We start from the raw sequence: 18,977 nt of genomic DNA, 5'->3' as shown, positions 1-18,977 counted from the left end.
GGGTGCCGGGCCCCGGGGACGTATCCGTCCCCGGGGCCCCCTCCACGCCGGCGGAGCGGGCCCGCCGGCTACCGCACGGCCGTGGCGACGCTCAGGACCGGCCGCCGAAGGGCGATGTCCCGGCCGCCACCCGGAGCACCGCGACTCCCCGCGGGGCGAGGACGAGGCCACCGTCGTCGTCCCGCGCCGCCGCGCCCGCCAGGAACTCTCCGGCCACCTCGTCGAATCCGACGGGCGCGTCCGTGCGGTTGACGAGGAACCAGAACGCGTCGGTGCCGTCGGTCCGAACGGTGAGCTCCACCGCTCCACGGGCAGCGGCGGGCAGTTCGCTCGCCACACCGGCGCCGGACAGCAACGGCCGCAGCATCTCGGCCAGCCCGTCGACGCCCAGCCGGGTGGAGACGTAGGCAGCGGACCCGCCGTCCGCCGCGGCGCGCCTGGTGAGGGCGGGGCGTCCTGCCTGGTCCCCGGACGCGTAGTGCGCGAGCACCGTGACCTCGGGGTCGGTGACGTCGATGCGGTCGGTCCACAGGGTGCCGGTGAGGCCGTTGTCGAGCCGTACGGCCTCCCCTTCCGGCAGCGGGCCGAACTCCTCGATCCGGATGCCCAGCAGGTCGCGGAGCGCGCCCGGGTATCCGCCGAGGTGGACGTGGTCGTTCTCGTCGACGACCCCGGAGTAGTAGGTGACGGCGAGATGCCCGCCTCCGTGCACGAAGGCGTCCAGGCGACCTGCGAGCTCCGTCGGGACGACGTGCAGGACCGGGGCGGCGACGAAGTCGTAGCCGGTGAGGTCACCGGCGGCGGTGACGACGTCGGCCCGGATCCCCAGGGAGAGGAACGCCGAGTACCAGTCGAGCGCCTCCTGCTTGTAGTCCACCAGGGAGGACGGCTGGGAGTCGCGCTCGACGGCCCACCAGGACTCCCAGTCGAACACCAGGGCGACGCGGGCCGGTTCCCGTACGGAGCCGACGACGGGAGCGAGCGTGTCCAGTGTCCGGCCCAGGGCCGTCACGGAGCGGAAGACCTCGCTGTCCGGGCCGGCGTGGGGCACCATCGCCGAGTGGTACTTCTCCGCGCCGGCGGCGGACTGGCGCCACTGGAAGAAGCAGACCGCGTCGGCTCCGTGCGCGACGTGGACCAGGGAGTCACGGGCGAGTTCGCCGTCCTTCTTGGCGAGGTTCACGTGCTGCCAGTTGACAGCGCTGGTCGAGTGCTCCATCAGGAACCAGGGGGTGCCGCCCGCGATGGAGTGGGTGAGGGCGGCGGAGAAGGAGAGCTCGTCCAGGCGCTGCGGCCCCGGGTGGGCGTAGTGGTCGTTGGAGACGAAGTCGATCTCGCCTGCCCAGTCCGGGTAGTTCATGCCCTTGGTCCCGCCCATCACCATGAAGTTGGTGGTGACCGGGATGCCGGGGGTGATCCGGCGCAGGACGTCCCGCTCGGCGCGGAGGTAGTCCTTCAGAGCGTCCGACGAGAAGCGCTTGAAGTCGAGCTGCTGGGTGGGGTTGGCGTGGCTCGCGGCGAGTCGCGGGGGCTGGATCTGCTCCCAGTCGCCGTACTGCTGAGACCAGAAGGAGGTCGCCCAGGCGTGGTTGAGCCCGTCGAGTGTGCCGTAGCGGCTGCGCAGCCAGTCGCGGAAGGCTCGGGCGGCGTCGTCGGAGTAGTCGTAGATGTTGTGGCAGCCGAGCTCGTTGGAGATGTGCCAGGCGACCAGCGCCGGATGGCCGGCGTAGCGGGCTGCCATGGCTTCGACCAGCCGGAGGGCGTACGCGCGGAACACGGGTGACGTCGGCCGCCAGTGCTGCCGCGCGCCCTGGGACAGGGTCTCACCGGTCCGGGTCACCGGGAGGATCTCCGGGTGCAGGGTGGTGAGCCAGGGCGGTGGCGAGGCGGTGGCGGTGGCGAGGTCGACCGCGATCCCGCCCGCGTGAAGGAGGTCGAGCACCTCGTCCAGCCAGTCGAAGTCCCAGCGGTCCTCGGCCGGCTGCAGCCGGGCCCAGGAGAAGATGGCGACGGACACGACGGTCACCCCGGCTTCACGCATCAGCCGGACGTCCTCCTTCCACACCTCGCGCGGCCACTGCTCCGGGTTGTAGTCGGCCCCGTACGCGAATCGCGCGGGGCTGCCGTCGGCGGTCGGGCGCAGCCAACGGCGCCCGGAGGTGGGGGTCATGATGATCCTTCTCGATGCGGAGGTGCGAGTACGACGCGGGGCGGCCGCCCATGGGCAGGGCGGCCGCCCCTGTACCGGTTTCAGGCGGAGGACGTCACTTGTTGACGCTGAAGCCCTGGTCCGTGCCGTAGTCGACGGCGGACTTCTGCCACTGCTTCAGACCTTCGGCCAGCGTGGTGCCGGAGACGTACGCCTTGCCGACGGAGTCGTTGAAGATGGAGTTCGCGTAGACCTGGTAAGGGAGGTAGGACCAGCCCTCGGGCACCTCGTTGGCGGAGCGGGCGAAGATCTCGTTCGCCTTCTGGCCGCCGAAGTAGGGGAAGGGGGTGTCCAGGAACGACGGGGAGGACAGGTCAGCGGTGGTCGCGGGGAACGCACCGGACTTGATGCGCGCCTGGACGCCGTCGGAGTGGTTGGCGTACTCGTTGAAGGCGTACGCCAGGTCCTTGTTCTTGCCCGCCTTCATGACGGCGAGGGAGCTGCCGCCGTTCTCCGAGCTGGACTGGGCCCCCTTCTCCCACTGCGGGAGCGCCGCCGCGCGCCAGTCACCCGCGGCGGACTCGACGCCCGAGGCGAAGTTGGCGGGCATCCACGCACCGGTGGCGAGGGTGGCGATGGTGCCGTCCGCCAGGCCCTTGTACCACTCGTCGCTCCAGGAGCTGATCGGGGCGAGGAGCTTGTCGTCGATGAGCTTCTGCCAGACCTTGGTGAAGGCGGCGACGCCCTTGTCCGCGGTGAGGTCGACGGTCACATTGGTGTCACGGGACTTGAACGGGGTTCCGCCGGCCTGCCAGATCATGCTGGTGGTGAACCCCGCGTCACCGGTGTCGTTGGTGATGTAGGCCTTCGGGTCCGCGGCGTGCAGCTTCCGAGCGGCCTCGAGGTACTCGTTCCACGTGGTGGGCGTGGCTATCTGGTGCTTGTCGAGCACCTTCTTGTTGTAGAAGAGCGCCATCGGACCGGAGTCCATGGGCAGGGCGTACACGGCCTCGTCGACCGCGACCGAACTCCACGGTCCGGGCGAGTAGTCGTTCTCGTAGGCGTCCGCGCCGTAGCGGCTGAGGTCCTCCAGGGACTTGCCGAGGGCGAACTGCCCGAGGGCGTAGTACTCGACCTGCGCGACGTCCGGTACGCCCTTGCCCGCCTGTACCGCGTTCTGCAGGGCGGTGTACTGGTCGTTGCCCGTGCCGGCGTTGACCAGCTTCACCTTGACCTTGGGGTACTTCTTCTCGAAGTCGCCGACGACCTGCTTCAGTGTCGGTTCCCAGGCCCACACCGTGATCGAGCCGCCCTTCTTGAGGGCAGCCCTGAGATCACCACCCGTGACGGTCGTGTCCGAACCGGCGTCGTCGGAGGACCCGCACGCCGTGAGGCTCAGCGCCGCCGCACACAGCAGGCCGACACCGCGCATGGCGCGTCTGGTCATGGTTCTCATATCGCTTCACTCCGTTGTGGTGAGGGTGGAACACGAACCGTCGAGCGACCCGCACGCCGTGGTGCGGGAGATGGGGAGGGTGGCAAGCCGCGCGGACCGGACAGGGGGAGGCGGCCCCGGGGCACGGGGATCGATCGGCCGGCCGGCGTGGGAGGCGGCTCAGCCCTTGACGCTTCCGGCCGCGAGCCCGGACTGCCAGTAGCGCTGCAGGAGCAGGAACGCGATGACCAGCGGCACGATGGTCATCAGCGACCCCGTGATGACCAGGTCGAAGACCGGGGTGCCGCCCGCGGTCGACGCCTGCGCGTTCCAGGCGTCGAGACCCAGCGTCAGCGGGTACCAGTCCGGATTCTTGATCATGACCAGTGGCAGGAAGTAGTTGTTCCAGGTCTGCACCATGGTGAAGAGCAGGACGGTCACGATTCCCGGGCCGAGCAGTGGGAGCACGACGCGGAAGAAGGTGCGCAGCTCGCCGGCGCCGTCCATCCTGGCCGCTTCGAGGAGCTCGGTGGGAACCGCGTCCGCCGCGAAGACCCACATGAGGTAGAGCCCGAACGGAGAGATCAGGGAGGGGATGATCACGGCCCAAGGGGTGTCCGTGAGACCCAGCTTGCTGAACATCAGGAAGGTGGGGACGGCCAGCGCCGTCGCCGGCACGGCCACCGCCCCGATGACGGTGGCGAAGACGGCACGCTTGCCGGTGAAGTCGAACTTGGCCAGGCCGTAGCCGCCGAGTACCGCGAGGAAGGTGGCCCCGCCCGCGCCCACTGCCACGTACAGCAGGGTGTTGAGGAACCAGCGGACGAAGATGCCGTCGTCGTAGGTGAGTGTCCGGGTGATGTTGTCCCAGAGGACGAAGTCCCCGCTGAACCAGAGGCCGAAGGAGTCGAGGAGGCTTCTCTGGGTCTTGGTCGCGTTGATGGCGAGCCAGGCCAGGGGCATGAGCGCGTAGAGGGCGGTGACGCCCATGAGTGCTGTGAGCAGGACGCTGCGGCGGGGCCGGCCGGCCGGGTGACGGCCGCGCGCGGCACGCCGGGGTGCCGGGGCGCGGTGGGTGGTCCGCCGGGGTGTCCGCGGGGCGGTGTAGGACGGTGCGCTCATCGCTCACGCCTCCTTTCGCATGCCGCGCAGCTGGACCGCGTACGCGATGATCATCGTGACGACGCCCATGACGAGCGAGACCGTGGCGGCGTAGTTCTGCTGCCGGCCGGAGAAGGACAGCGTGAACGTGTAGAGGTTGGGCGTGAAGTACGTCGTGATCGCGTTGGGCGCCAGCTTCTGAAGGATGCTCGGCTCGTTGAAGAGCTGGAAGCTGCCGATGACCGAGAAGATCGTCGCGATCACCAGGGCGCCGCGGATCGCGGGGATCTTGACCGACGTGACGATCCGCCACGGGCCGGCTCCGTCGATCTCGGCTGCCTCGTAGAGGGACTTGGGGACGACGCGCAGGGCCGAGTAGAAGATCAGCATGTTGTAGCCGATGAACTCCCACGTGACGATGTTCCCGATGCTCGCCAGGACGAGGGACGGCGAGAGCGGATCGGGCAGCGTGACACCGAGCACGTCGTTGATGTTCGCCACCAGACCGAACCTGGTGCCGTAGATGAAGCCCCACATCAGCGAGGCGACGACGGCGGGCACGGCGTAGGGCAGGAAGACGGCCATCCGGAAGAAGCTCTTGCCGTAGAGCCTGCCGCTGTCCAGCGCGAGGGCCACCAGCAGTGCGAGGCCGAGCATGACGGGGACCTGTACGGCGAGGAACAGGGCGACCCGGCCCACGGCGGCCCAGAACCGGTCGTCCGCGAAGGCCTGGCGGAAGTTGTCCAGGCCGACGAACGACGTCCCGCCGACCAACTGGTCCCGGAAGAAGCTCAGATACAGCGAGTAGAGGATGGGCGCGAGGAACACCAGCGCGAAGACGGCCATGAAGGGCCCTACGAACATCCAGCCGACCTGACCACGCCGGCCGCGAGAGCCTCGGGCTGGTGGGCGGCGTCCGGTCGTGAGCGGCGTGACGGCCGTCATGGGTACTCCTACTGGTCCGGCGTTGTTGCATGGCCCCGGCCGGATGGGGGACACCGGACATCGTGGAGGCGCTGTGCTTGAGAAGGCCGATGTTCACGTCAACACCATGGCGCGATGTTTACGTAAACATTTCTCGGTGAGGTGATGTCTACACGCACTCCGACCCGCGGTCAAGACCTGAACTCCCCTGGAGGCGTACGACGTTCCGGAAGCCGGTGCCACCGCCGCTCCCTCCCGCGCGGCGGCACCGCCGTGAGCCGGGTACGCGTGTCGGCGGCGCCCGCCCGGAAGTGGTAAAAATGCCGGTGGCCGGAGCCTTCGGCCCGCACACGGTACGAGCCGGACGCGCGGCGGCGGCGGCACGCGGACCGATCGGCACCCCCCTCGGTACGGCCTACGGTGGAAGACGGCCGCGGCCGGACGACGCCTCCCGACGGCGAAAGGCTCACGGAGAAACACGACGGAGGCAGACGCAGTGCACGGACAGGAACGAGCCACGGACCGGCCTCCGCACAAGGAAGCGTCCATGGCGGACGTCGCGCGGCTCGCCGGCGTCTCCTCGCAGACCGTCTCCCGTGTGTCCAACGGCCACTCCGTGGTGTCGGAGGAGACCCGCGAACGCGTCATGAGCGCCATGAAGCAGCTGAACTACCGCCCCAACAGCGCCGCCCGCGCCCTCAAGAGCGGGAAGTTCCGCACCTTGGGGGTCATCCTGTTCACCCTGGCGACCACGGGCAACGTCCGTACGCTGGAGGCTATTTCGGCCTCCGCCGCGGACGAGGGCTACGCCATCACCCTGCTGCCCGTCGCGACACCCACGAGCCAGGGGGTCAGGGGCGCCGTCACCGTGCTCGGTGAGCAGGTCGTGGACGGCATCATCGTGATCATGGAAGTCCGGCTTCTGGACGCCGCCATCTCACTGCCGCCGCACACCCACGTGGTGGTGGCCGACTCCGACGCCGGAGACCGTTACAGCGTCGTGGACACGGACCAGTCCGGGGGCGCGCGGGCGGCCGTGCGGCACCTCCTCGACCTCGGGCACCGCACCGTGGTGCACGTGGCGGGGCCTCCCGAGTCGTTCGCCGCCCAGCGCCGCGCCCTTGCCTGGCGGCAGACCCTGGAGGAGTCCGGCCGTCCCGTCCCGGTTCCGGTGGACGGCGACTGGTCGGCGGCTTCGGGGTACGAGGCCGGCCTCGTCCTGGCGGCCGATCCCTCCTGCACCGCGGTCTTCGCGGCCAACGACCAGATGGCCCTGGGCGTTCTCCGGGCCCTGCAGGAGCAGGGCAGGCGGGTACCCGAGGACGTGAGCGTGGTGGGGTTCGACGACATCGCCGACTCCGCGTCGTTCCTTCCACCGCTGACCACCGTGCACCAGGACTTCGCCGAGATCGGCCGGCTCTGCGTGGACGGCGTCCTGCGGCAGATCCGCAGCGAGACGACGGAACGCGGGACCACCCTGGTCCCGACGCGACTGGTCGTCCGGGCGAGCACGGCCCCGCCGCCCCGTTCGTGATCGTGACCCGGCCCGCAGAGCACTCTCCGCATCGGAGTCCCGAGGAATGCGTGAGGGCGGGAGCGCGGTCGGCGCGGCGAGTCCCGCAGGACCGGCCCTGACCCAGTACGTCCCTACCCTGGTCACATGACCTCATCGGGGAAGAGCACGGACAACGGGTCGGCCGCGGACGGACCTGCGGGAGATGCCGCGGATCCGGTGTTCTGCGAGCGGATCCCCTGCCTGGAGTCCTGGCTGGAGCGGCACCACGGCGAACGGTCGGAGCTGTGGCTGAAACTCGCGAAGAAGAGCTCCGGCATCACGTCCGTCACCGCGGCCGAGGTCATCGACGTGGCGCTCTGCTTCGGGTGGATCGACGGGCAGCGCAGGTCCCTCGACGCGACGTACTACCTGCAGCGGATCTCGCCCCGCCGCAGAGGCAGCCAGTGGTCCCTCGTCAACGTCCGCAAGGTCGGGGAGCTGACGAAGGCGGGCCGCATGCGCGACTCCGGTCTGGCCGAGGTACGCGCCGCTCAGGCCGACGGGCGATGGGCGGCGGCCTACCCCTCGCAGAAGGAGGCCGTCGTGCCGTCCGACCTCGCGGCTGCGCTCGCCGCGCACCCGCGGGCGGCTGAACGCTTCGAGCGGCTGGGGCGGACGGACCGGTATCTCCTGATCCTCCAGCTCCTGCGGGCCCGGTCCCCCGAGGTCAGGGCGGCTCGGCTCGCCCGGCTGACAGCAGCGCCGGACGAGGAGAACGGCTGAGCGAGGCGGGACGGCCGGAGCGGGAAACGGCCACCCAGGACGGTCGGCCCGCCCGTGAGTGCGTCACGGTGCCCGACGCTCCCGGGGTTCCGGCGTCCGCTCGGCCGCCCGGCCCGGCGCCCCGGCCGTCAGGAGTTCTTGACCCCGAGGAGTTCGGGCTGATCCGCCAGTGAGGCAAGGTGCCCGGCCGGGTCCTCGATCAGCCGCCGGGCGGACAGGTCGAGCATGCCGGCCAGTCCACTGATCTCCGCGGCGACCGTGCCGTCCTCCTTGACGATCTGCTGCCGCACCCCGAAGGTCTTCCCGGCGCCGTAGGAGAACTCGCAGCTCACGCGCACGCGGTCCCCGCCCCGCAGTTCGCGGAGGTACTTGACCGTCACTTCGAGCTGCACGGGCCCCACTCCGCTCGCGAGCAGCTTCTCCTGGGGAAGTCCCGCGGCTCTCAGCAGCTCCCAGCGTGCGTGCTCCGCGTACTGGAGATAGACGGCCTGGTTCAGGTGGCCCTGGGTGTCGAGCTCGTAGCCGCGCACCGTGACGTCGACGAAGTAAGTCATGAAAACCAAAACACCGTCGGCCGGCCGGCCATTCCGACGATCACCACCGCTCCGCCGATCACCGCCGGATCCGTCGAACTCCCCCGCCGCACTCGCCATGCTCTGCGCCGGGATTCCCAGGTCGCGCGGTGAGCTTCAGGCCCTGGAGACAGGTGTGGATTCCTGTCCGGGTGGACACAGAAGCCCGGCGCACGGAGTTTCCTCCCGAACTGACCGGCGGGTCACGGGGAAGGGAGCAGCCCGCCGGGACGAGGAGCAATGGGTTTCGGGGCCGCCCGGCCGGCCTCAGCCGCGCAGGTGCGGGAACCGCAGCTCGGTCCGGCTGTGGCGGGTCTCGCCCGGACGGAGCACGGTGCTGGGCCATTCGGGCCGGTTGGGTGAGTCGGGCAGGTGCTGGGTCTCCATGCACACCGAGCCGTGCCGTTCGTGGCGGCGGCCGGCGCCGTCGGTGCAGGAGCCGTCGAGTTGGTTGGCGGTGTACACCTGGATGCCGGGCTCGGTCGTCCAGACCTCCAGAACGCGGGCGGAGCCGGGGGCGGTGAGGCGGGCGGCACGGCGCAGACCCGCGCCGGCGTCCCTCAGCACCCAGCAGTGGTCGAACCCGCCCGCCGACCGCAGTTGGCCGTCGTCGGCGCCGAGGCACTCCCCGAGCACGCGCGGCTCGGTGAGGTCGAACGGAGTGCCGTGGACCTGGGCCCGGTAACCCAGCGGGATACCGTCGTCGTCCACCGGCAGATAGGTGTCGGCGTCGACCTCCAGGAGGTGGCCGAGGATGTCAGGGCCGCCGGCGAGGTCGAAGTAGGCGTGGTTGGTCAGGTTGACGACGGTGGGCCGGTCGGTGACCGACGCGTAGTCGACGGCGAGGGTCCCGTCCGTGTCGACGGTGTACGTGACCGCTGTCTCCAGCGCCCCCGGAAAGCCCATGTCCCCGTCCGGGCTGTGCAGGGAGAGCCGGACGGACGCCGTGCCGTCGCCGTGGTCCGGGGCCGCGTCCCACACCTTGGTGTGGAAACCGTCGGGTCCTCCGTGCAGGGCGTGGCCCCGGTCGTTGGCGGGGACGTGGTGCTCGGCCCCGTCGAGGGTGAAGCGGCCGTGGGCGATGCGGTTGGCGTAGCGGCCCACGACGGCGCCGAAGTACGGGTGCTTCGCCGCGTAGTCGTCGAGGGCAGGGAGCGACCGGACGACGGAGGCGGGCGTGCCCGCGGTGTCGGGCACCGTGAGGCGGTGCAGGGAGGCTCCGTAGGTCAGCACCTCGGCCCGGACTCCCGTACCGCTGTCGAGGGTCCACAGATGGGTCTGCGCCCCGTGGACGGAGCCGAACGGGGTGCTGTGCACGATGGGGCGCGGCATCAGAGATCCTCGGTGTGGCCGGAGTCGGACCCGGACGTGGTGGATTCGCGGACGACGAGGCGGTAGCCGGGGCGCGGTCGCCGGGGTTCGGTGAACGGCTGCCCCGCGAGCCGTTCGACGAGGCTGTCGACGGCGAGGCGGGCGATGGCCTCCTTGTCGGGCGCGATGGTGGTGAGTGTGGTGGTGGTGTAGCGGCTCTCCTCGATGTCGTCGAAGCCGACGACGGCGACGTCCTCGGGGATTCGCAGGCCGCGTTCGGTGACGGCCCGCATGGCGCCGATGGCGATGAGGTCGTTGTACGCGAACACGGCGTCGGGACGGTCCCCCCGGTCCAGGAGGGCCGCCATGCCCGCGGCACCGTCCTCGCGCCCGTAGCCGTCGGTGACGACGACGAGCGATTCGTCCGGGGTGATCCCGGAGGCGACGAGTTCCTCGCGCCAGCCCCGCAGCCGCAGGTGCGCCGGCTGGCGTTCCCGGCCGGTGCGCGACCCGAGGAAGGCGATGCGCCGGTGGCCGCGACTGACGAGATGGCGCACGGCGGCGCGGGCCGCTGCCACGTTGTCGATGGCGATGTGGTCGTACGGTGCTTCGTACTCGCGTTCACCCAGCAGGACCAGCGGCGCCGTCTCGGTGCGCGTCATCAGGTCCTCGGTCTCCAGATGGATGGGGCTGAGGATGAGGCCGTCGATCACGTGGGACCGGAACCCCTGGCTGACCAGGAGTTCCTTCTCACGCAGGCCGGCGGTGTGGTCGACCAGGACGGTGTAGTCGTGCCGGGCGGCCGCGTCGATCACCGCTCCCGCGAGTTCCGCGAAGTACGGGTTGCCGAATTCGGGGACGGCGAGCGCGATGATGCCGGTGCGGCCCTTGCGCAGGTGACGGGCGGTGAGGTTCGGCCGGTAGCCGAGCTCGTCGATCGCCTGTTGCACCTTGGTGCGCATGGCGGGCGTGACGTGCTGATAGTTGTTCACCACGTTCGACACGGTCTTGATGGACACGCCCGCCCGTTGCGCAACGTCCTTGAGGCTGACGCCCACGGCACTCCTTGGTTCGGCTGGACTCGATGGATCTTGTCGGCGAGCGGACTGTCGTCAGGTGCTTCTCCGGCTGCGCGCCAGATAACGCTGCGCCACCACGACAACGATAAGGAAACCGCCGCTGACCACCGACTGGTACGAGGAGTTGAGCGAGCCGATCTGGTTGATCAGGTTCTGGATGACAGCGAGCAGCAGGACGCCCCAGAGGGTTCCGCTGATCGAGCCGGCGCCGCCGACGAGGAGGGTGCCGCCGATGACGACGGCGGAGATCGCGTCGAGCTCCATGCCGACACCGACGATGGTGACCCCGGAGGACAGCCTGGCGGCGTTGAGCGCCCCGGCGAGACCGGCCAGCAGGCCGCTCAGGGTGTAGACGAGGATCTTCGTACGGGCGACGGGAAGGCCCATCAGGGTCGCCGCGTCGCTGCTGCCGCCCACGGCGAAGAGCGTCTGCCCGAACGAGGTCCGCTGCAGGACGATTCCGCCGGCGCCGAAGAGCACCGCGGCGATCAGGATCGGGTAGCCGAAGCCCCAGACGCTGCCCTGGCCGAGTTCACCGAAGGCCGAGTCCTTGGGGACCAGATAGGTGGTGGCGCCCTCGTCCGTGATGGCGAGCAGCAGTCCGCGCGCGCCGAGCAGCGTGGCGAGGGTGATGATGAACGGCGCCATGTTGCCGCGGGCGATGAGGAGCCCGTTGAGCAGGCCGGTCCCGCCGCACACCACGAGGGGTACGAGGAGCGCGGCGAGGAAGCCGTACTGCGAGGCCCAGGCGGCGAGGACGCCGCCGAGGGCGAAGACGGATCCGACCGACAGGTCGATGCCGCCGGTGATGATGACCATGGTCATGCCGAGGGCGACCACGGCGAGGAAGGACGCCTGGATGGTCACGCCGCGGGCGTTGTCCAGGGAGGCGAACGTCGGGTAGATGAAGGAGGAGACCAGCACGACCACGAGCAGGACCGCGAGCACGCCCTGACGCTGGAGGAGTTCGGCGGCGCGGGCTCTGCCCGTCCGCTCGGGTCCGGCGGCGGGGCGCGGGGGCTTCGTCTTCTTCTGCGGCATCGGAGCCGGGGCGGCGGGGGCGGATGTGGTTTCGTTCATCGGGACCGACGCTCCCGGGCGACGTAGACGGCGGCGACGATGATGGCCGCCTGGGCGATCTGAGCGGTGGAGTCGGGCAGGTCGTGCTTGACGAGCGTGGCGCGCAGGAGCTGCATCAGCAGGGCACCGGCCACGGTGCCGAGCACCCGGACGGAGCCGCCGTTCAGCGGGGTGCCGCCGACCACGACCGCGGTGATGGCGGAGAGTTCCATGAGCGTGCCGAGCGAGGAGGGGTCGCTCGCGGTGAGCCTGGCCGTCGCCAGTACGCCGGCGAGGGCGGCGAGCACGCCGCAGAGGACGTAGACGCCGATGAGGACCCGTTTGACGGGCAGTCCGGCGAGCGCGGCGGCGGAGCGGTTGCCTCCGACGGCGACGATCTGCCGGCCGAAGGTGGTGCGCTGCACCAGGAAGGCGACGGCGACCGCCAGCACCCCGGCGATCAGGACGACCAGCGGGATCCCGAGGAAGGAGCCGGTACCCAGCGACAGCAGGTCGGGGTTGACGATCTGCTTGAGCTGACCGTCGGCCATGACGAGGGCGAGTCCGCGGCCCCCGACGAACAGGGCCAGGGTCGCCACGATGGGCTGCAGCCCGATGAGGGACACCAGGGTGCCGTTGACGGCACCGACGACGGCGCCGGCCAGGAGGGCGACGACGAGCGCCGGCACGAGCCCGTAGCCGAGGTAGAGGGGCAGGAAGGCGGCCGCGAGTGCCATGGTCGAGCCGACGGACAGGTCGACGCCCTCGGTCCCGATGACCAGGGCCATGCCCAGGGCGACGATGACGATGGGGGCGACCTGGACGAACTGGGTGCGGAAGTTGTCCGCGGTCATGAAGTGTTCGGTGAACAGGGCGTTGAAGAGGAGCACCACCCCGACGGCCACGTAGACGCCGTAGCGCTGGTACCAGGCGGGATCACGGAGCCGGGCCAGGGGGCTCACGGACTTCGGCGGTGTGTCGCCCTTCACGGGCGGGACGACGGCGGTCTGGGTCATCGGGGGTCCTCCTGAGCGGCCGGGGCCGTGTCCGCCGGCACGGGCGCGTGGTCGGCGAGCACTTCGAGCAGCCGGCTCTCGGCCACGTCGTCGCCCCGCAGTTCGCCGGCGACCGCTCCACCCCGGAGTACGACGATGCGGTCGGCGCCCTCGATGAGCTCCTCGATGTCGGAGGAGATGAGCAGGACGGCCAGGCCTTCGCCGGCGAGGTCGTCGATGAGGCTCTGGACCTCGGCCTTGGCACCGACGTCGATGCCGCGGGTGGGTTCGTCGAGCAGCAGCACCTTGGGTTCCAGGCAGAGCCAGCGGGCGAGCAGGACCTTCTGCTGGTTCCCTCCGGAGAGTTCGCCGACCTTCTGCTCGGGGCTCGACGCCTTGATCCGCAGGCGCTTCATGAAGATGTCGACGATCCGGTCCTGCCGGGCACGTGAGACGACACCGGCACGGGAGAGCCGTGGCATGGCGGCGAGCACGATGTTCTCCCGGACCGAGAGGCCGGGGACGATTCCCTCGGCCTTGCGGTCCTCGGGCAGCAGGCTGATGCCGGCCCTGATCGCGGCCGCCGGGGTAAGACGTTTCAGGGAGGTGCCGTCGACGGTGATCTCACCGGCGTCCAGGGGCAGGGCACCGGACAGGGCCTTCGCCGTCTCGCTTCGGCCGGAGCCGAGGAGGCCGCCGAGGCCGAGCACCTCGCCCGCGTACAGCGACACGGAGATGTCGTGGAGCCGGAGGCGGCTGGAGAGGCCGGCCGCCGTGAGCACGGGGGTGCGGGCGACGTCGTGCCCCTCGGCGGCGAAGCTGGTGACGCCGGAGCGGCGGACCTCCGAGAGGTCGCGGCCGAGCATCATGGACACGAGCTGCATCCGGTCGAGCCCGGCGAGGTCGCCGGTGTGGATGTGCCGGCCGTCGCGGAGGACGGTGACACGGTCGCAGATCCGGTAGAGCTCGTCCATGCGGTGGCTGACGTACAGGACGGCGATGCCCTGGGAGCGCAGGCGTTCGATGACCCGGAAGAGGGTCTCCACCTCGCGCGGTTCGAGCGAGGAGGTTGGCTCGTCCATGATGACGACCTGGGCGTTGACGGACACGGCCCGGGCCAGGGCGACCATCTGCTGCGTGCCGATGCCCAGCGTGTGCAACGGGCGCCTGGGGTCGACGCGTACGCCGAAGCCGTCGAGCAGGTCACCCGTCTCGCGGTGCATGCGGGCGAAGTCGATGAGGCCGAAGCGGTTTCTGGGCTCGCGGCCCAGGAAGATGTTGCGTGCCACGCTCATCAGCGGGACGAGGTTGACCTCTTGGTAGATCGTGGAGATGCCCGCCTGCTGCGCGTCGAACGGCCGGGCGAACCTGACGGGTTCACCCGCCATCCGCAGGTCGCCGCCGTCGGGGCGGTAGACGCCGGTCAGCACCTTGATGAGGGTGGACTTGCCGGCGCCGTTCTCCCCGACGAGCGCGTGGGTCTCTCCTGCGCGCAGGGAGAAGGTGACGTCGTCGAGGGCGACGACGCCGGGGAACCGCTTGCTCACCGAGCGGGCTTCGAGCACCACGGGGGCCGCGGACACGGCCGCTTCCGGTGCCTGAGGTACTGCTTCGGGTGGTGCCATGGGTCTTCTTGGCCTTCCGCTGTCCAAGGGTGAGGGCCCGGCGGCCGCCGTGGCCCGGTGCGGGTACCACGGCGGCCGGGGCCGTTGGCTTCGGGAGCGGATCAGTACGCCCCGCCGAGGGATTCCTTGGCGTTGGTCTCGTCGTAGGCCCGGTCGGTGATGATGACGTTCTCGGGGATCTCCTCGCCGCCGTAGAACTTGCTCGCGGTCGCGAAGGCGAGCGGTCCGAAGCGCGGGTTGGACTCGATGACGGCGTTGTACTCGCCGTTGACGAGGGCCTGCACCGCGTTGCGGGTGCCGTCGATCGAGACGACCTTGACGTCCTTGCCGGGCTTCTTGCCGGCTGCCTTCAACGCGGTGACGGCACCGAGACCCATCTCGTCGTTCTCGGCGTAGACCGCGGTGATGTCGGGCTTGGACTGGATGAGCTGCTCCATGACCTGCTGGCCCTTGTCCCGGGCGAACTCGCCGGTCTGCTGGGCGACGATCTGGATGCCGGGGGCCTCGGCCTTGACCTGGTCGACGAAGCCCTTGGTCCGGTCGGTGGTCACGTTGTTCCCCGAGGCGCCGAGGAGGATGGCCACCTTGCCCTTGCCACCGGTCGCCTTGATCATCGCGTCGGCGGCGCGCTTGCCCTGCTCGACGAAGTCGGAGCCGAGGAAGGCCACGTAGTCCTTGCATGCCGTGGAGTTGACCTTGCGGTCGATGGTGAGGACGGGCACCTTCTTCGCGGCCGCCGCCTTGAGCGCCGGCTCCAGACCGTCGGAGTTCAGCGGTGCGATGATGAGGAACTGGGCGCCCTGCGACAGCATGTCCTGGATGTCGCTGATCTGCTTGGACAGCTGCGACTGCGCGTTCGTGGTGAGCAGCTTCTTGACGCCGATCCTTGCCGCCTCGTCCTTGATGGACTGGGTCTCCGCGATACGGAAGGGGTTGGCCTCCTTCTCCGACTGGGAGAAGCCGACCACCGCGTCCTTGAGGTCGAGCTTGGGTGCGCCGTAGGTCTGCAGCGAGCAGCCGGGGCCGGACGCGGCCTCGGGGGACTTGGCCGCCTGGGCTCCCTGGCTGCTGTCACCGCCCGCGTTGTCCGAGGTCTCCGACTTCGAGCAGCCGGACACGGCCAGCGTGGCGGTGGCGGCGAGCAGGCAGGCCGCGGCGAGGGTACGGGATCGACGCTGGATCATCATGCGCGGGACGCTCCTTGGCGAGGTGACGGCACGCCGTTCGGCGTGCGGTCGGGCATGGCTGGACGGTGCTTCGGCCACTCGGTGGCACATGGCGCTGTGTTCCCCACAACCCCTGCTGCGAGCTGCGGGAACTACAGTCGTGAAGGCCTGTGCGGCCTCTCGGCGGCTCGGGTTTACAACGTTATATAGGCGAGGTGACGCGGGCGGCAAGAGAGTTGTCGATGCGTTTCCAAAATGTGTCACCCCGGCACACGGCCGCCGTTCCGTGCACCGTCGGACCCGCACGGCACAGGTGCTGCGCCCCCTCTGGACACCAACTTGACCGCGTGCTGTCATACCGCCGAGATCAATTTTCCATCGTTGCAAGCGAGTTGTCGCGCCGACCGGTCCGGACGCGGCGGCTGCCCCAGCCGCGCACCGGCCCTCCCCTGGCCGGTCACCCGCCCCTTTTCGCAGCGGAAGTGGAGTCCCCACGATGCCCCTGAACCGCAGACAACTCATGACCGGCGCCCTGGTCACCGCTCCCGCCGCCACCTCGGCCGGCCGCCGGGGGACGACCGCGACGGCCGCCGGGGGCATGGCGGCAGCCGCGCGCGGGGGTCACTACTCCCCGAACGCCGCTCCCCTGCGGCCGACGGCGTTGGTACAGGATCGGCAACCGGAACTCCGGCAGGGTGCTCGGGGTGGACCTCATGTCCACGGCCAACAGCGCCCACGTCGTCCAGTACGACGACAACGACACCGCGGACCACCTCTGGCGCTGATCTGAGAACCTCCCTGACCGCCCCGCACAGCCGCCCCCGGGCGGACGTCCGAGGCGCCCGCACCGCTCCCCGCGCCGGTCCGGCGCGGGGAGTTCCCGGCCCATCGTCCCCACCCACCGAGGAGCCCCTGGATGGAGTCCGCACCCGCACCACGCCGACGCCCGCGGAGACGGCGCTTGACCGCCGCGACCGGCCTGCTGGCCCTGCTCGCCACCGCGCTCGTGGGAGCCGGCACGTCCCCGGCCGCCGCCGCACCGGCGGCATGGACGCCGAAGCCGGCGCCCATGACGACGCCCTGGACCGACCAGGTGTCCGTCGACAACCCCCTTCCCGAGTACCCGCGCCCCCAGCTCACCCGCCCCGACTGGGCCAACCTCAACGGCATCTGGGACTTCGCGGTGACCGGCCGGGATGCCGGGCAGCCGGCCTCGTTCTCCGAACAGATCAGGGTCCCGTTCGTCGCGGAGTCCTCGCTCTCGGGCATCAAGCGCAAGATCACGGAGAACGACAAGCTCTGGTACAAGCGCGCGTTCACGGTGCCGTCCAGCTGGAACGGCCGCCGCGTCGTGCTCAACTTCGGCGCCTCGGACTGGCAGAGCACGGTGTGGGTCAACGGCACCCAGGTCGGTGCGCACAAGGGCGGGTTCGACTCGTTCTCGTACGACATCACGCCCCAGCTGAACGGCGGCTCGAACACGATCGTCGTCTCCGTCTACGACCCGACGCAGACCGGCGGCCAGGCCGTCGGCAAGCAGCGCATCAATGACGTGAACCCGCACGCGGGCGGCGGCATCTTCTACACCGCCGCCTCCGGGATCTGGCAGACCGTGTGGCTGGAGCCCGTCGCCGCGTCGCACGTCGCACGCCTCGACATGACGCCGAACCTCGGCAACAGCACCCTGCGGGTCAAGGTCCAGGCGGCCTCGGCGAGCGGCCGGACCGCGCGGGTCACCGTGTCGAGTGGCGGCACCGTCGTGGGTACGGCGACCGGGGCGCCCGGCACCGACATCTCCGTCTCCGTGCCGAATCCCCGTCTGTGGAGCCCGGACGACCCGTTCCTCTACGACGTGCGCGCCGAGCTCCTCGACGGCACGTCCGTGGTGGACGCGGTGGGCAGCTACGCGGGCATGCGGTCCATCGCCGTGGCGAAGGTCGACAACATCCTGCGCCCGGTGCTCAACGGGAGGTTCGTCTTCCAGACCGGCACGCTCGACCAGGGCTACTGGCCCGACGGGATCTACACCGCGCCCACCGACGCCGCGCTGAAGTACGACCTCCAGGCGCACAAGGACCTCGGCTTCAACATGGTCCGCAAGCACATCAAGGTGGAACCGCAGCGCTGGTTCTACTGGGCGGACAAACTGGGCCTGCTCGTCTGGCAGGACATGCCCGCGATGGACACCGGCAAGACCCCCGACGGCCCGTCGCGCACCCAGTGGGAGGCGGAGTACCACGCGGTCATCGACCAGCACCGCAGCTCGCCCTCCGTGGTCATGTGGGTCAACCAGAACGAGGGCTGGGGCCAGTACGACCAGGCGCGGATCGCGAACGAGGTCAAGGCGTACGACCCGTCCCGCCTCGTCGACAACATGAGCGGGGTCAACTGCTGCGGCTCCGTGGACGGCGGCAACGGCGATGTCATCGACAACCACATCTACGTCGGGCCCGGAAACACGGCGCCCAGCGCCACCCGGGCCGCCGTCCTCGGCGAGTTCGGAGGGCTCGGCTACAAGGTCCCTGGCCACGAGTGGTACCCCGGCGGCGGCTTCAGCTACGAGGACCAGGCGAGCGTCGGCGCGCTGAACAACCGCTTCGTCGGACTCCTCGACGCGATCCGGATCGGCCAGCTGCCGGCCGGTCTCTCCGCATCGGTCTACACGGAGATCACCGACGTCGAGAACGAGGCGAACGGCCTGCTCACCTACGACCGCCAGGTGGTCAAGGTGGACACCGCCCGGGTGAAGGCAGCGAACCAGGCCCTCATCCAGGCGTCCAGGAGTCCCGCACCGCCGGTCACACTCCCGACCGGACAGTACAAGTCGCTCCGGGTCACCACCCCTGGGCACACGAACAAGTACCTGCGTCACTACGACGCGCTGGCCTTCACCGAGGTGGTGGACGGCGGCAGCGCGGCCGTACTCAAGAGCGACGCCACCTGGAAGATCGTCACAGGTCTGGCGAACAGCAACTGCTACTCCTTCGAGTCCCGCAACTATCCGGGCGAGTACCTGCGCCACCGGGACTTCCGGGTGCGGCGTGACGCGAGCGACGGCTCGGCCCTCTTCAAGGCCGATGCCACGTGGTGCGCGCTCTCGGGCACGGGCGGCGTGAGGTTCTCCAGCGTCAACCTCGCGGGCAGCTATCTGCGCCACATCGGCTCCGAGGTGTGGCTGGCCACCCCCGGCGGCGGTCATGCCTGGGACAACGCGGCCACCTTCACCGAGGACACCACGTGGGCGGTGGAGGCGCCCTGGGCGCCGTGAGATGAGTCCGGCGGC

The 18,977-nt window shown here is 70.1% G+C and carries 14 protein-coding genes and 1 pseudogene; 4 read left to right on the top strand and 11 right to left on the bottom strand.

Translation table 11 applies throughout. The annotated features are described in order from the left end of the window. Nucleotides 1-91: 91 nt before the first annotated feature. The 4 genes from OG206_RS29635 to OG206_RS29620 form a co-directional block, all read right to left on the bottom strand. A complete protein-coding gene (locus tag OG206_RS29635; RefSeq protein WP_327121489.1) occupies nucleotides 92-2,170 on the bottom strand; it encodes a beta-galactosidase in 2,079 nt (692 codons plus the stop codon). Between the two features lie 94 nt (nucleotides 2,171-2,264). Then, nucleotides 2,265-3,605 (bottom strand): ABC transporter substrate-binding protein, encoded by a 1,341-nt coding sequence (locus OG206_RS29630; protein WP_327121487.1) that lies wholly within the window; start codon nucleotides 3,603-3,605, stop codon nucleotides 2,265-2,267. Nucleotides 3,606-3,764: 159 nt separating this feature from the next. After that, the gene (locus OG206_RS29625; protein ID WP_327121485.1) at nucleotides 3,765-4,706 is read right to left on the bottom strand and encodes a carbohydrate ABC transporter permease; all 942 of its coding nucleotides are present in this window, start codon (nucleotides 4,704-4,706) and stop codon (nucleotides 3,765-3,767) included. Between the two features lie 3 nt (nucleotides 4,707-4,709). Then, a complete protein-coding gene (locus OG206_RS29620; protein ID WP_327121483.1) occupies nucleotides 4,710-5,630 on the bottom strand; it encodes a carbohydrate ABC transporter permease in 921 nt (306 codons plus the stop codon). A 526-nt stretch (nucleotides 5,631-6,156) separates the two neighbouring features. On the opposite strand from OG206_RS29620, the gene OG206_RS29615 reads away from it, so the two are divergent. Beyond that, nucleotides 6,157-7,143, top strand: a complete 987-nt coding sequence (locus OG206_RS29615) for a LacI family DNA-binding transcriptional regulator (protein ID WP_327121481.1) — start codon at nucleotides 6,157-6,159, stop codon at nucleotides 7,141-7,143. A gap of 126 nt (nucleotides 7,144-7,269) precedes the next feature. Next, nucleotides 7,270-7,887: a YdeI/OmpD-associated family protein gene (locus OG206_RS29610; protein ID WP_327121478.1), complete on the top strand. Its 618-nt coding sequence runs from the start codon at nucleotides 7,270-7,272 to the stop codon at nucleotides 7,885-7,887. A 128-nt stretch (nucleotides 7,888-8,015) separates the two neighbouring features. Here the strand turns inward: OG206_RS29610 and OG206_RS29605 are convergent, their stop codons facing one another. The 7 genes from OG206_RS29605 to OG206_RS29575 form a co-directional block, all read right to left on the bottom strand. Continuing rightward, nucleotides 8,016-8,441 (bottom strand): acyl-CoA thioesterase, encoded by a 426-nt coding sequence (locus OG206_RS29605; RefSeq protein WP_327121476.1) that lies wholly within the window; start codon nucleotides 8,439-8,441, stop codon nucleotides 8,016-8,018. Between the two features lie 285 nt (nucleotides 8,442-8,726). Continuing rightward, a complete protein-coding gene (locus tag OG206_RS29600; RefSeq protein WP_327121474.1) occupies nucleotides 8,727-9,791 on the bottom strand; it encodes an aldose epimerase family protein in 1,065 nt (354 codons plus the stop codon). After that, a complete protein-coding gene (locus tag OG206_RS29595; protein ID WP_327121472.1) occupies nucleotides 9,791-10,828 on the bottom strand; it encodes a LacI family DNA-binding transcriptional regulator in 1,038 nt (345 codons plus the stop codon). Before OG206_RS29595 ends, OG206_RS29600 begins: the two co-directional genes overlap by 1 nt. 54 nt (nucleotides 10,829-10,882) lie before the next feature. Continuing rightward, nucleotides 10,883-11,929 (bottom strand): ABC transporter permease, encoded by a 1,047-nt coding sequence (locus OG206_RS29590; RefSeq protein ID WP_327121470.1) that lies wholly within the window; start codon nucleotides 11,927-11,929, stop codon nucleotides 10,883-10,885. Then, the gene (locus OG206_RS29585) at nucleotides 11,926-12,924 is read right to left on the bottom strand and encodes an ABC transporter permease (RefSeq protein ID WP_327121468.1); all 999 of its coding nucleotides are present in this window, start codon (nucleotides 12,922-12,924) and stop codon (nucleotides 11,926-11,928) included. Before OG206_RS29585 ends, OG206_RS29590 begins: the two co-directional genes overlap by 4 nt. Next, nucleotides 12,921-14,528 (bottom strand): sugar ABC transporter ATP-binding protein, encoded by a 1,608-nt coding sequence (locus tag OG206_RS29580; protein ID WP_327121466.1) that lies wholly within the window; start codon nucleotides 14,526-14,528, stop codon nucleotides 12,921-12,923. Before OG206_RS29580 ends, OG206_RS29585 begins: the two co-directional genes overlap by 4 nt. 101 nt (nucleotides 14,529-14,629) lie before the next feature. After that, nucleotides 14,630-15,715 (bottom strand): ABC transporter substrate-binding protein, encoded by a 1,086-nt coding sequence (locus OG206_RS29575; protein WP_327121464.1) that lies wholly within the window; start codon nucleotides 15,713-15,715, stop codon nucleotides 14,630-14,632. Nucleotides 15,716-16,356: 641 nt separating this feature from the next. On the opposite strand from OG206_RS29575, the pseudogene OG206_RS29570 reads away from it, so the two are divergent. Together OG206_RS29570 and OG206_RS29565 are read left to right on the top strand one after the other, a co-directional pair. Beyond that, nucleotides 16,357-16,479, top strand: a pseudogene (locus tag OG206_RS29570) (RICIN domain-containing protein); the annotation flags it as partial. A 131-nt stretch (nucleotides 16,480-16,610) separates the two neighbouring features. Further along, nucleotides 16,611-18,962, top strand: a complete 2,352-nt coding sequence (locus OG206_RS29565) for an AbfB domain-containing protein (RefSeq protein ID WP_327121462.1) — start codon at nucleotides 16,611-16,613, stop codon at nucleotides 18,960-18,962. Nucleotides 18,963-18,977: the final 15 nt, after the last annotated feature.

Source organism: Streptomyces sp. NBC_01341 (genome assembly GCF_035946055.1).
In the GTDB taxonomy this organism is placed as follows: domain Bacteria; phylum Actinomycetota; class Actinomycetes; order Streptomycetales; family Streptomycetaceae; genus Streptomyces.
This window is presented reverse-complemented; position numbering and strand designations above follow the sequence as displayed.